The organism is Bacillus nitratireducens (assembly GCF_001884135.1).
GTDB lineage: Bacteria > Bacillota > Bacilli > Bacillales > Bacillaceae_G > Bacillus_A > Bacillus_A nitratireducens.
Map to the genome: position 1 here is coordinate 173,363 of NZ_MAOC01000027.1, position 13,565 is coordinate 186,927.

General features: G+C 30.9%; 12 protein-coding genes and 1 pseudogene. 2 read left to right on the forward strand and 11 right to left on the reverse strand.

The features are described 5' to 3' along the window. Window positions 1-64 precede the first annotated feature (64 nt). Complete coding sequence (locus tag BAU23_RS12015; RefSeq protein ID WP_071734523.1) at window positions 65-1,141, reverse strand: helix-turn-helix domain-containing protein; 1,077 nt, start codon at window positions 1,139-1,141, stop codon at window positions 65-67. Between the two features lie 330 nt (window positions 1,142-1,471). Between BAU23_RS12015 and BAU23_RS12020 the strand changes: the two genes are divergently transcribed. Beyond that, entirely contained in the window at window positions 1,472-2,440 is a 969-nt protein-coding gene (locus BAU23_RS12020; protein WP_071734559.1) for a phosphotransferase enzyme family protein, read from the forward strand. A gap of 84 nt (window positions 2,441-2,524) precedes the next feature. Here the strand turns inward: BAU23_RS12020 and BAU23_RS12025 are convergent, their stop codons facing one another. The 5 genes and pseudogenes from BAU23_RS12025 to BAU23_RS12045 all read right to left on the reverse strand — a co-directional run bounded on the left by BAU23_RS12025 (window position 2,525) and on the right by BAU23_RS12045 (window position 5,839). Next, window positions 2,525-3,274, reverse strand: coding sequence for an aminoglycoside phosphotransferase family protein (locus tag BAU23_RS12025; RefSeq protein WP_071734524.1), 750 nt, complete (start codon window positions 3,272-3,274; stop codon window positions 2,525-2,527). A gap of 114 nt (window positions 3,275-3,388) precedes the next feature. Next, window positions 3,389-4,183, reverse strand: coding sequence for a VOC family protein (locus BAU23_RS12030; RefSeq protein WP_071734525.1), 795 nt, complete (start codon window positions 4,181-4,183; stop codon window positions 3,389-3,391). A 117-nt stretch (window positions 4,184-4,300) separates the two neighbouring features. Continuing rightward, a pseudogene (locus tag BAU23_RS12035) lies at window positions 4,301-4,402 on the reverse strand (alpha/beta hydrolase); the annotation flags it as partial. Between the two features lie 67 nt (window positions 4,403-4,469). Further along, window positions 4,470-5,222 carry a class I SAM-dependent methyltransferase gene (locus tag BAU23_RS12040; RefSeq protein ID WP_071734526.1) on the reverse strand — a complete coding sequence of 251 codons (753 nt, stop codon included), beginning with the start codon at window positions 5,220-5,222 and terminating at the stop codon, window positions 4,470-4,472. 278 nt (window positions 5,223-5,500) lie between these two features. After that, entirely contained in the window at window positions 5,501-5,839 is a 339-nt protein-coding gene (locus tag BAU23_RS12045; protein ID WP_071734527.1) for a winged helix-turn-helix transcriptional regulator, read from the reverse strand. 176 nt (window positions 5,840-6,015) lie between these two features. Here BAU23_RS12045 and BAU23_RS12050 point away from each other — a divergent pair, with 176 nt between their 5' ends. Next, window positions 6,016-6,732: an SDR family oxidoreductase gene (locus BAU23_RS12050; RefSeq protein WP_071734528.1), complete on the forward strand. Its 717-nt coding sequence runs from the start codon at window positions 6,016-6,018 to the stop codon at window positions 6,730-6,732. Window positions 6,733-7,171: 439 nt separating this feature from the next. Here the strand turns inward: BAU23_RS12050 and BAU23_RS12055 are convergent, their stop codons facing one another. The 5 genes from BAU23_RS12055 to BAU23_RS12075 form a co-directional block, all read right to left on the reverse strand. Further along, window positions 7,172-10,342: an ATP-binding cassette domain-containing protein gene (locus tag BAU23_RS12055; protein WP_071734529.1), complete on the reverse strand. Its 3,171-nt coding sequence runs from the start codon at window positions 10,340-10,342 to the stop codon at window positions 7,172-7,174. 79 nt (window positions 10,343-10,421) lie between these two features. Then, the gene (locus tag BAU23_RS12060; protein WP_071734530.1) at window positions 10,422-10,901 is read right to left on the reverse strand and encodes an SRPBCC family protein; all 480 of its coding nucleotides are present in this window, start codon (window positions 10,899-10,901) and stop codon (window positions 10,422-10,424) included. A 98-nt stretch (window positions 10,902-10,999) separates the two neighbouring features. Further along, window positions 11,000-11,737 carry a hypothetical protein gene (locus tag BAU23_RS12065; RefSeq protein ID WP_071734531.1) on the reverse strand — a complete coding sequence of 246 codons (738 nt, stop codon included), beginning with the start codon at window positions 11,735-11,737 and terminating at the stop codon, window positions 11,000-11,002. A 199-nt stretch (window positions 11,738-11,936) separates the two neighbouring features. Next, window positions 11,937-12,500 (reverse strand): class I SAM-dependent methyltransferase, encoded by a 564-nt coding sequence (locus tag BAU23_RS12070; protein WP_116733291.1) that lies wholly within the window; start codon window positions 12,498-12,500, stop codon window positions 11,937-11,939. 192 nt (window positions 12,501-12,692) lie between these two features. Beyond that, window positions 12,693-13,541, reverse strand: coding sequence for a GNAT family N-acetyltransferase (locus BAU23_RS12075; RefSeq protein ID WP_071734532.1), 849 nt, complete (start codon window positions 13,539-13,541; stop codon window positions 12,693-12,695). Between the last annotated feature and the right edge of the window lie 24 nt (window positions 13,542-13,565).

The window sequence follows — 13,565 nt, forward strand, 5'->3', positions numbered from 1 at the left end:
AAGATGCACCTATACTTTTAGGTGCATCTTTTTTACTGTATTCTCTTCTAATTAGTTTCAATTTTCATCTCGTTTTATTAATAAGCTCTATATATTGTAGGTCCCCATATCCTATTGTTGGAAAAAGATTAAACAACCTTTTTAATAACTCTTGTGTTGGTAAACCTTTATTTTTGGAGATATACTTTACTACTACATTATTTTCTTTTAGCATTTCTAAATATAAATCTATCGCCTGATACATTACAGGTAGTATCTCATGAGATGGCTTTTTATGATTTACTAGAACTTCATTGTAAACAGAAAAATAGTTCCCTAATTCAAGTTCAATTTGAATTACTTTAAATTCATCCTCTCTGAAGCTATTTAAGTATACTTTGCCCTTATAACCAGACTGTTCAAGGTAAGAAAGTACTGTAAGTAGATTCATTTGGCAAAACATATCTTCACCGAACCATAAAACAATACATTTATACTCTTTCTTAAAAAGATTTTCTAAAGGATGAATAACCTTTTTCGTATAATTTTCTACAGTACCTTGGTGCCCTTCTGCCCTTGTTTTAATAAACTCATCATCAAAAATCTGTGCAGTCGTCGCATTTACACACATAGCTTCATTAAATGGAGCGTAATCAGACTCCCCCATTAGTTTTTCACTTTTAAATTCTTCATACATAAATTGACCATTTAATATGTTTAGTACATCTTTATCAAACAGATTACTCTTCGCATTTCGTAACTGATCAACTTCAATTTTTCTAGAAAAATTCATTCTATCCCACTCCTTGCCATCATTGATTGAGAGTTTAATAAATGATTGAACCGGTATTTTGTTAAGTTGGAATTTTCCTGGTGTTATACCAAAAACAGTTTTAAATGCTCTACTATAAGCCTCTTGCGAAGAGTACCCGTAATCAAATGCGATATCAATTATCTTTCTATCATTCGTCAGATCTTCCGTTGATAAATACAATCTTCTAAGAAGAATATATCGTCTAATACTTATCCCTGTTACTTGATGAAATTTAAACGAACAGAAGTAAGGAGAATATCCCATATAATTAGATAATTTATCTAATGAAAACTTCTTTTTTAAATTGCCCTCAATCCATTCAATCATTAGCTGTATATGTTCATTCATTTATCCCCCTCCTCACTAAAAATTATAAGAAGTATCTACTTCTTTCTTTTGATATTTCTTGTGGTTTATAACATTAACCACTCTCTAGAACCTTTAAATATCATATGTAATTACTCATTTCATATTTTTTCAGCTATCTTATTTTGTTATACATTTACTTGAATTTCCAATAAAGTGAAACTTTAATCAGTGGGGAGTTTGTTCCTCCCCACTGATTATTATCCCATACTAATCGGGATTTTATGGGATAAATTTTTTTTAAAGGATTCTACCAAATAAAACACGAAATTTGTAAGTTAAGGAACTAGTAGTTTTGTGAGTGAAAAATTTATGTTTGGAAAGGAAGTTAAAATGAATAATATAGAAAAAGAGATACTTAAACTAATTAATAAACTATATCCATTGGATTTTATTGAAATGACACCAATAACAAATGAAATGTATCAATGTTTCACAGCACAGGGTACTTACTTCGTTAGAATTACAAACTATAAAACATATGAAGAGCAATTAGAAGAAGTTACATATACGAATTTTTTATATCAAAAGGGCTTAGGAGTCCCTCCAATAATACCTTCTTTAAAGGGGAATTTAGTAGAGAAAATAACATTAGACAAAGAAGTTTTTGCTGTATTATATAAAGCTGCTCCTGGTATACATTTACCAAGAAACGACTGGAATTCTAATGTATTTAAAAAGCTTGGTCAACAAATTGGAAAATTACATCGTATATCTAAAGACTTTGAAAGAATTCAACCGGTAGATCATATAAATGACTGGTATGAAAATGAAGAGTATAATTTTCTTAACTATATCCCTCAAGAAGAAACTTCTATAAGAGAAATTGCATCTGACGTTTTAGCTTCTATAAAGGAACTGCCAAAGAATCCTTCAAATTATGGCTTAATTCACGGAGATTTATGGTTAGAAAACATATTAGTCGAAAATAATTCAAATTTAACAATGATTGATTTTCAAGACTGTGAGAAACATTTTTATATATTCGATTTAGCAGTTCCAATCTATAGTGCGATAGAGTATTCATTCGTTGGGAATGGTAACATAGTTGACTATGAGAGTTCTATTACAAAAGCAATAGTTGAAGGATACAAAGAGGAAAATGATTTACCTAAAGAGATGCTAGACCAGCTACCATTGTTTACTAAATTAAAAGAGATATTCGAATATAGCTTAATGCATATGTATTGGGATAAAGAAGAATTAACTGAGGAAGAAGTACGGATAATGAATCTTTATAGAATGAAGATAGAAAATAAGTATACCTATATCAATATTTAAAAATGCTGTTGTTTAACTACAAGGAAACTTTAGTTAAACAACAGCATTTATTAATTAGCTACTAGACAACCTTTGTTTTATTACTTATAAATACTGATTCAATAATCTTTTCAAATACACTTCATTTTGCGGAGATATTTCCTCAGAAAATCTAGCTGCAATAATAATAGGAGCCCATTGAAAGATCTCATCTCTTGTTAGATCAGTATTATTGCAATATTTTTGTAAATACATTTCCGCTAATTCTATATAAGACTGCGCATACAATAAATATGTACGAAACACATCTGCGCGAATATCACCTGAACTAGCATCTACCCAATCTATAATATTCACATTCTTTTTACTCAAAATTAGATTAAATGGATGGAAATCCCCATGGCATAATCTATGTTCAAATTTGATTGAATGTAATTTATCCAATATATTTTCCTTTTGCTTTTCATCCAATTTATGTACAGATTTAATTTGACGCTCTAACCTTTCCCTCATTGATTCCATTTCATCCGTATTCACACGTCTATCATGAATCTTTTTTTGCTCATTAACACATAGGCCAATGTAATGCTCTGCTTTATTCAAATTATTAAGTAGAAGCTCACCAACACTTTCTCCTTCCGCATATTCCATAATAATAGCTTGTCTACCTTGTATCTCTGTAACTTCAAATACTTTAGGAACGTGTAAACCACATGAATATGCATACTTTTGTTTTTGTGCTTCGTATAGAGATTCTGTATTAGGGAGATATTCTTTAAACAATTTTACAACTTTATTATCACAAAGATAAATTTCAGCCGTATTTCCTTTGGCTATCGGATTTCCTAGATTCAATTCATTTCTCTCCTTACAGTAAATTAGAATAACACTTTATACTCCTAAATTCAGTGTAATTATCTGAAATCCTTTTCTTCATAAAAAATGCAAAAAACTTATCCCTACCTATAATTATATAGAAAGTGGTAAGTTTAATTTGCTAGGAATATCGGAACGAAACTCCGGTGTATGCCAAACAGAAAATGAATACCTTTGCTGAATAAACAATACTTCAGTATGTTTATTTTCAAATGGAACACCATTTTTCTTAAAGTTATTTTGGATATGTTGTAAAAACGCATGATCCGGTGTTCCGAATGAAACATGTACTTTCGGTGGTAAAGCTTTCATCGCGATTGGAATCCACGGTCGCTGCCACCAGGTTGCAACGATATATGCAGTGCCACCTATAACAAAGTTAAAAATATCCCCATCTTCCTTCGTTTTCATGTCTAGATTTGATTTCAACCATTCCGTAAATACAGGTACACTTTTAACCGGAAGACCAATTTCCCTTACGTATAAAATGCTTAACGGTGAATGCGGGACTAATACCTCTTCTTTAACATAACTATGTGCGATAATTTCGAGAAGATTTCCATCACCATCTTTAAAGTATAAATTGAATAGACCGTTCTCCTCACCAATTGTATTTCCATCTTTCCATTTCACAATGAGTAATCCAGAACCTTCAAGCCATCTTACTGTTTCATGAAATTTTGAATATGGAATCTCAAAGGCGAAATGCGCAGGTGCAATTGGTTCATATACTTCTTGAAAACTAATTGTTGTATACGGTGTTACTTCAAATTGAATAAATGATGCGGTTTCTTTTTTTATTGGAAAAGATAATATGTCTTTATAAACTTGTTTTACCCCTTCTATAGAAACCGTTTGTAGTTTTATATCTGATATATGTGTAATCACGTTACATTCCCCCTTGTTTCTTATTATCTATTCTTATTGTATTACACTTATAAATAGATAAAATCAAACCGAAGGATGGATTTTTTATATAAAAACTACAACTTTAGTATGAATATGTTAGCTCCAATTACTTTTTATTTCCTCTATAACAACTTCTGGTTTATCCCAATGCAGCAAATGTGTAGTGTCAGGAATTACTTTTACTATACTGTCAGTTTTCTCTGCATTCTTTTCCACAAAAAAAGCTGATTTTTTTTAAGAAGATCAGCTTTTACGTTAAAATACACTATGATTTAACAGCAATAATCATAAACCTTTTTGAATTCGTACGAATACCTTTTTCAGAACTATTAGTGTCAATGAACTTTTGTAAAATATTAAAATCCTCTTCTTTTTCTCCAAATCTAGGAATAATAGGCGTATGTTTTAATAAGAAAATGAGATCCTCAGGAGTACTGTAATAATCAGTAACATCATATTCACGTACTTGTACGAGTTCAAATCCTGCACTAATAAGTTCACCCATATACTTATCTTTTAACGTACCATCTCTTTCACCTAAACATTGCCCTCTACCAAATGCTTCTTTAAGATTTAATTTATCATGTTCGCTAACTTGTTGTGTTAAGAAAAAAGCACCTTTTTTTATTACTTTTGCCAATTCAGATGCTACAAACGGCGCATGACAACTTGAAGCAATATCAAAATGAGCATGCGGAAACGTTAAAGCTTCAGAATCCATTTGAAGAAATTCAACGTTTTGTACACCTGCTTTATTCAAATTAGAATATGCTGTTTTGATCATTCCATTAGAATTATCTATCCCAATCAGTGATGCAGCTGAAGATGCTATGTTAAGTATATTTTCTCCTCCACCTGTACCAACATCAAGTAAAATATGTGATGGTTTACATCTTTCTTGCACTTCGCCATAAAAGTCCCAAGTGTCACCTACAGTCTCACATTTTAGCTTACTAAAATCCCAACCGTTTTCACTTCCCACTTTATCATAAAAGTTTTTGTACTCTAATTCATTCATTTTATTATTTCCCCTTTACAAAAATGTATTAAATGTTTATGATGATCCTCGAAATAGACTCAAAGTTGATATTTTCGTAAATCTCCTTTTTTATCTGGTACGCATTTTTTCAGCCCCGAACAACTAGTTACTTCGAAAGATACACCATTTCATCTATATCACCTCATCTAGAAGACTGCATATACAATAACCTATAACACTATTTAATTATATATTATAAAATACAAATTATTAAAACGATATGTTTCGACACATCACATTTAATTTACATAATAATATTATAGTTTATTTTTATCGATATATTCTAAATGTCCTCTTCCCCAACCACACATACTATCTAAAACAGTACTAACTGTTTTTCCATGCTCAGTTAAGCTATATTCCACTTTAGGTGGTATTTCTTGATAAATTTCGCGTTTTATTAGTTGATCTTGTTCTAATTCACGAAGCTGCTTCGCTAATGTTCCTTGAGAAATGTCTGGTATTAATCGCTTTAATTCACCAAACCGTTTCGTTCCATCTGTTAATAATATAAATAAAATGAGTTGTTTCCATTTACCTCCGATTATTTGTAATGTTGCTATTACCCCTTTTAATTTCGGTTCCTCTAAATTCATTTTCCTCACCACTCCTCCCAGTAATTTTTTATATTATGTATCCATACAACAAGCGATTAGTACGAAATTCGCGGCTAAGTACATTTAAAGTGCGTACTTTTCAGTAGTCATTTTTTAACGAATAATAAAATTAACACAACTTATTTTAAATCTTATATTAAGGGAGATGTTTAATCATGTCTATTACTGCATTAAAAGATAAACATATCGTTATCATTGGTGGAAGTTCTGGTATTGGATTAGCAACAGCAAAACAAGCAATCGAACAAGGCGCACATGTTATTATTGCAGGACGCTCGGAAGAAAAATTAAAAGTTGCTCGAGAAGTAATAAATAACAACCATCTTCAAACATATGTATTGGATAACCAAGATAAAAACCAATTACAAGATTTTTTCAAGAGAGTTGGGAATTTTAATCATTTATTCACACCAGGAGCCTCTTACACACTTGGACCAATAACTGCTACGGATGATATCGCCGAAAGCAGCTTTATCGGAAAGTTTTGGCCACAATATTATGCCGTAAAATATGCAATTCCTTTTCTCTCAAACTCTGGATCTATCGTATTAATGTCCGGTGCATTTAGTCAACGGCCACTTAAAGGAGCGCCTGCTTACGGAGCTTGTAATGGCGCTATTGAAAGTTTAGGAAAAGCTTTAGCTGTTGAATTAGCTCCAATTAGAGTTAATGTTGTTTCTCCTGGAACGATACGAAGGGAAAATGAACAAAACGAAAATAGACTAGCTGCTTATGAAGCTTATAAATCCCTTTCTCTTGTACAGAGACCTGGGCATAATGATGAAATTGCGCATACTGTACTATATTTAATGCAAAATAGTTTTTCTACAGGTAATGTATTATTTCCTGATGGAGGATACACTTACCATTAAATTATTTAAAACAAAAGCCACTTATTAAGGTGGCTTTTTGTTGCTAATCTAGAAACTGCTGAAGTAATACAGGATCCTTTTTTAAAAGTTCTGCTAAAAACAAAAGTTGAGAGATACATGCAATTGTGAAATTGAAACAAGAAAGAGTGGTAATCTGTCTTGATATTTACGGGCAAATTTATGATAAAGAAAAAAAGGCATAATTTATATGCCTTTTTCTTTATCATTATTTAATTGGATATGACATCTCTGTAACACAATTATTTTTCTCTATAAATTATCTACCTCAAAGCTCAACTTTAGCTTAACATTTATTATATGAGAGTTAACCATTTTTAATGATTAAAATAACAATTAAATATGTTATTTTTACATAATTAAAACCATGCATTTTCATCCTTATAACTAATTAATTTAATCGTTATACTAGTTATTCCGTTTAATTATTTGTCTCCAGACATTCATAAACTGCCATCATTTCTCGCTTATTCAACTCACGAATTCGATTAAATATTAGAATGTCTGCAACATCCTCAGTTCGTAAACTTTCATCCACAACATCACTAACTTTTCCAGTTAACCATGTTTGTACATCTATGCCATCAACAATTTCTTTAAGCCCTTCATCATTAATACCACTTGCATTACAAGTTATACATGGAATTGTTAATTTAAACACGCCATCATGTAGATTATCTTCGGTTATAACTTTTTTTCCGTTACAGAATGGGCAGGGGTTGCTTTTTTTTATTTTATTAATTTGGGTAACTAATTTTTTATAACCAAATGCTTCATACACATATGTTAATTTTTTATATTTTCCATTTGTGAAATACTTATCTATGATAGTTTCTCTTGTTTCATTGATATTTTGGAAATCACAAATAGTCACCTTATTATTATTGCTGATTGATTCGATATTACCTTTAATTTCGCCCCAGAATGGTAAAACATTTTGTAACACCATTTCATAGTTTGAAAAGCTTGCTTGTTCTAATTCAAACATTTTCAGTGCGACTTGTGTTTTCCTAGGCAGTAAAGAGACATCTTCTGTCATAATCATATTGTCACCTACGATAGATTTCAATTTGATGAGTACAGGTAAATCTCCTACAATTTTTATTATTTCATTAAGCGGCTGATTGATAATTTCACGAATATCTGTATCTCCAAATTTAAGCGGTTTATGATGATTTAAAACCGTCCCCTTACAAATTGGACATGTCATCATTTCTTTAGAAGACTTAATTTCTTCTTTAATTGCTGCTTTAGAAATAACAATATATCCACCGATGATTGTATTAAATCCTACCCATGTTCTACGTGTCTTGCCTTTCTTATCATAAAATGACTTATCAAAATAGCCGTACCAAAATGTATGTTTTTCTTCCTCAGACATACCATTATAGCTCTTTGACAAATCATGACCAAGCTCATTTTTAATTTTTTCAAATAGAAATTCCATTTTTTCATATTGATAAAATTTTAATACTTTCATGATTTCAGGACCGAATAGACCATCCCAAAATGGAACATTTTTATCTTGAATTGTAATTTCTTTATCAAAAACTTCAATTTGAAGACGTCCCGAACATGATGGGCAATGATTATCCTGAGAATAGAAATCGAAGCTTCTCGTATCTTTATTAGTCGGATGAGCAGCTACAATATGATTGATCAATCCACCAATTTCATATAAGAAACTATATTGACTATACAAATGTCTTTCGAGATCAATAGCAACAACAGGTGCAATTGTATCAGATTCGTATTCACCGTAAATTAAACGAGCCATTGATGATAAGCTTTTTAATATGCCACCCTTATAGATGTTTTCTGAATTTTTAAAATAATCAATATGATTTTCTTCTAAATAATTAATTCCATTTTGTTGATTCAGTGTTGAAGAAATATGTATTTGCTCAGCATTATTCAGACTGCTTTTTTGACGATAATAATCCTCATGACTTACTACATCAAGATGCTCTATAGATTCAAGCTGTCTTTTTCCAAAATCGACAATATAATCAGAGCTTTCTAACATGTAACTATTATGTTCAATCATAATGATAGAGACTGATTCATCTTGCAATATCCCTCTAACACTATCTATAAATTGATTTAAAATATTTTGCGATAAACCTTTTGATGGCTCATCAAAAATAAACAATGTATATGGATTTCTTGTTTTTGCAAATAACTCAGAAACTAAATGAACACATTGAAACTCACCCGTTGATAATGTTTGTGTTTTTCGTTCTAATGTTAAATAGCCCAGTCCTAATTTGATTAGTAGGCTCAAGCGTTTATACGCAATATCTTCATTTGGAATTTCATCAATAATATCCTCAATTGAGCGCTCAAAAATATCATCAATTTCTTCACTATACTTTGTCAGTTTCTTTTTAATATCTAGGAAAGTTGCTACAGTTGATCGACTTGTAATCGATTGGTTTCGATCTTGCCCTACCATAACTAGTTTATCTTTTGGATATCGATTCAAGAAATCTGTAGCTAAACACTCATTGACAAGTGTAGATTTCCCGCATCCAGACTCTCCTGTAACAGTTACAAGTCTATTTTTAGGAATCTGAAACTCAGTCATTTGGATATTTCGGCAATTTAATTCATGGAATGTATAATATTCTGTTGGCATTTCGTAATTTCGTTCCGATAGTATTGGCTTTGGCCTTGGTGATTCTTTTACGATTTTTCCACCATATTTTCCACTACCAGGTCCGAAGAACATTTGCTTATCCGTTGTATCCAGTACTGTATCTGAATGATCAATGAGCCAAATTTGATTTTTACACCCTAATTTTTTGATCTCTTCTAATATTTGTAATAATGTTTCGTGATCAAGCCCCACGGAAATCTCATCAATAATAATTACAGCATTTTCACTTACTGCCATGAATTCAGCTAAGTAAAGTCGTGTTAATTCTCCACCTGACAACGTACCCATAATTCGATTTAATGTTAAATAACCAATGTTCATATTAACTATATTTTGCAGTATATGTTGTTTTGCTTCGCTAATATTTAATTCTTCTGCTAATGAAAGAATAGATTCAACACTTAAATCGTTAATATCTGAAATTGTATGTGGTTTAGCGAACAAATCAAATACATGTTGTTCAATTTCCTCACTATAACGTTTCCCCTTACATTTTTTACACTCAATATTTTTAGTAGTACCACGCCCTTTACAGCCAGCACACCAACCTAATTGATTATTAAATGAAAAGACTTCAGGAGAAAGATTAAATTCTTCCGCTAGTTTTTCACGAATCTCTTTAAAAACACCTGTATGAGTACCAATCGTCGAACGCGGATTGGAAGAAATTGATGATTTCCCTAAAAATAGTACTAAAGGCATTTCTTCCATTTTAATTGCACTAAAATTAGTTTCCATAATATTAGGAAATAAATATTGATATTCAGCCTTTGGCAATAAGGAAACTAGACGCTTCTTTGATTCTTCACCAATTGTTTGACAAAGAGTTGTTTTTCCAGATCCAGATAAACCAGCAATACCAAGTGATTTATTAAATGGAATGACAGTATCAAGTTTATTTATGTTATTAGCAATTAATTGATTTACTTTCATATTAACCTCTATTCTTATTTTTCCACAAAATCATTTTTATAATATAATAATTATATAATGAATATTATTTATTATACAATTACCCTCTCACTCCATGAATCTTATCCTTGTATCTTTCAAACCATTGTTGCCATTCACTTTTAGAAAATTCTTTCTCTTCCCCTTCTAAAACGGAAGAAAAAAGATCTAAACAAATATGCCAACCAGCTATATCTTTCGGTGTATGATCAGTTAATTCATGAATGTATTCTTTAAGAAGTAAAAGAGAACCATTTTCCTCTTTATGTATTTCAAATCGGACACGATCTTTATCCCATGTGAATTCAAGTACTGAATTTAGTTGGCACTCTAATATATCAATATTTAAAAATGAACCATCCATCATGTCAAATTTTATAATTCCACCTGTTTTAAGGTTTTCAATTTGTAAATTGGACATCCACTTTTTTAACTTATTATTATCTGTTAATACAGACCAAACTTCTTCTATCGAATATGAAAAATAACGGTCAAATTGTACTACGTATTCATTACCCCGTTTACCTATTACAGCTAACATTATTAATTAACCTCCTCTTCACCAAAACGAATATACGTTCTATTTTTATTTTACATGATTTCATTTAAAAAAGATATCTCTATTACCCCCATACTAGTTTAAGACTTTTTTGTTACCTCCAAAATTGATTGACTTATTATATATGAGAGCTCTAATCTGGTTGACCATGCTTTTATTGGATCCATAATATTATCTTGGTTAAGCTTGTTCACATATTTTAAACCGTCCACTGCCATGTAACCAATATTAAAATCTGTAAAAGTATTTATAATCATTGGCCATTCTCCATCAGTCATTCTACATTTAGAATATTTTATTATGTGATTTATTGCTCGTTTTGATAGCGCACATGAACCAGCTGTAATATCTACTTCTTTCCCTAATTGTAATGACATAATTTTATTTGATACTGTTTCTGTAACTTGCCATTCTTCAGGATGCGTTTGAAAAGCTGTTTCCGTTCTCCCAATGATTAAATAATCTACATCCACTATATTCTGAATGAAAGAATTAAGCTCAGCTGGATATTCTTTGATCCAAGTTAGTAAACGATCAAAGTCACAATAATGATAGTAATCATGATCATAGTTACTAACAAAATGCAGAGAATCCCTACGTGCACTTCCTACCCCTGATTTTTCTACTATGTTTATATGAAAGTTACATTCCTCCAGTTCTTTTACAATCTCTCTTGGAGTTACATTACTAATTGTTATACATTTTTCGTCATAATTTAAATTTAACAGTTCCTCTTTTAATTCTTTTATTGCAGCTAATAATCCCCCTGTTGGATCATGAGTAATGCATGTTAATGCTACTTGTTTTACAAGTTTCATACTATATTTTCCTCCCTCTGACAAATTAAAAAGCAGAAAGAATACTTTCTGCGCATTTTATAATAAATAATATATTTTGTATGTTCAATTTAACTCGTATTATATAATTTTAAGAATCTCTGTTATGTTGTTCCCTCATAAAAAAACGCCGCTGCGACTCATGAAATTATAGTACTAGCACCTGCTTTAGTTGAATGACTTAACGTTTAATTGCATCAACAATTAGCGATGGAAAACCAAGTTTATCGCCTCTATTTCTAGAATCATACTTTTTCGAACGGAAAATAACACCATCGTTTGCATCCCATTCATTGTAATAAAATTGACCATTTTCATCACAATATTCAAGTAAAACTACCTCAAATCCAGCAATTTCAAACATTTTCGTTAATGTTTTATAATTATGAACAATTTTATGACTTGCTGCTGGGTGATCTTTCGGACCAGGCCCGCCTATTTGAACTATATTTTGATATGCTTCATCTCGGAAAAACGCATCAGGAACACCGCACCGAATATGCCCTGCTGGCTTTAAAAATTTATAACAAATTTCAGCTGCTTTTACACCTTCTTCAAACGTAAGGTGTTCCCATACATGCTCTGCTAAAATAGCTGAAATGGAATTGTATTCAAATCTTTCTGCCCAAGTGGTATTGTCTAGTAAATTAAGTTCATCTTCTTGAGTTTGAATCCAACCTGGATTATTATTAAATACTCCAGCTCCGACTACTACTTTAATTTCGTTTTGCTTAATTGCCATCACTTTCACCTCATAAATCTTTTAATGTATTAACATATTCTATGTTTACTATATATTTTCCTTTTTCAACTAAAGTGCCAGTTAGCTCAATAAGATATGTGACAAGACTTCTGTTATTTTTACTTATCCTCCCACATACAGCAAAAACGTCTATAGTGCAAAATAAAAAGCGAAAGGAATAATTCCTTCCGCTTTTTATAGCAATAAATACATTTCATATTGTGCTAAAGAATTCTTTTCAAATCCAGATTTCTTTAAAAACCCTTCCAGTAAATTGTTGTTTGGAAACCCAATTGATAAACTTGATAACTTTAATTCTTCACTTGCTATCTGTAATAATTTCGTCCCAACACCAATATTTCTATAGTCTTTGTCTATGAAAATAAAACTAATTTTTCCTTGTTCATTTACACATACAGAACCTTTTATATCACTATCAACATATGCACCGTAAAATGTATGATTTGTTTTTTCGATATAATCAATATCATTTTGCCAATTTATATGGAAGTTTAACCATTTCTGAATTTCAACTTTAAATGTTGGAAATTCTAATTGTTTTACTTCAATATTTTTATTACTTTTATTCATTATTTCAGTTAAATCATTTAGATTATAATAAGAAAGATCATATACTTTTTCATAACCTAATTTTTTATAAAATTGAATCGCACGATCGTTTCCTACAATAACTTCAAGAAAAAGCTGCTTACATTTATTTTGTGTTGCTTCTTCTTTATGTAACTCAAATAACTTTTGACTTACACCAATGCCGCGAAACTCTGGATGAACCGCTAATGTTCCGCAGCGCATTGTTTTTATACTTTCATATACCTTAATACCACCAAGTATTACGCCAACACATTTGTCACCGTCTAAAGCAAGAAAGGAGTGTTCCAGTGAATTCCCTTCTGGTCCAAAAAACCTTTTTATAAAGTCTTCTTTTGAAACATCCATTTTAATAATATAATCTGAAAATCCATCCTTAAAAGCTTCATATACCAAATCTATACTGACTTCACTACATCTTTTGTATTGAATCATATAAATATAATCCTCCGCTATGAT

Bases quoted from the DNA above. Each gene is read 5' to 3' on its own strand.
- BAU23_RS12015 (WP_071734523.1), bottom strand. From the start codon at position 1,141: ATGAATGAACATATACAGCTAATGATTGAATGGATTGAGGGCAATTTA.
- BAU23_RS12020 (WP_071734559.1), top strand. From the start codon at position 1,472: ATGTTTGGAAAGGAAGTTAAAATGAATAATATAGAAAAAGAGATACTT.
- BAU23_RS12040 (WP_071734526.1), bottom strand. From the start codon at position 5,222: ATGAATGAATTAGAGTACAAAAACTTTTATGATAAAGTGGGAAGTGAA.
- BAU23_RS12045 (WP_071734527.1), bottom strand. From the start codon at position 5,839: ATGAATTTAGAGGAACCGAAATTAAAAGGGGTAATAGCAACATTACAA.
- BAU23_RS12050 (WP_071734528.1), top strand. From the start codon at position 6,016: ATGTCTATTACTGCATTAAAAGATAAACATATCGTTATCATTGGTGGA.
- BAU23_RS12055 (WP_071734529.1), bottom strand. From the start codon at position 10,342: ATGAAAGTAAATCAATTAATTGCTAATAACATAAATAAACTTGATACT.
- BAU23_RS12060 (WP_071734530.1), bottom strand. From the start codon at position 10,901: ATGTTAGCTGTAATAGGTAAACGGGGTAATGAATACGTAGTACAATTT.
- BAU23_RS12065 (WP_071734531.1), bottom strand. From the start codon at position 11,737: ATGAAACTTGTAAAACAAGTAGCATTAACATGCATTACTCATGATCCA.
- BAU23_RS12075 (WP_071734532.1), bottom strand. From the start codon at position 13,541: ATGATTCAATACAAAAGATGTAGTGAAGTCAGTATAGATTTGGTATAT.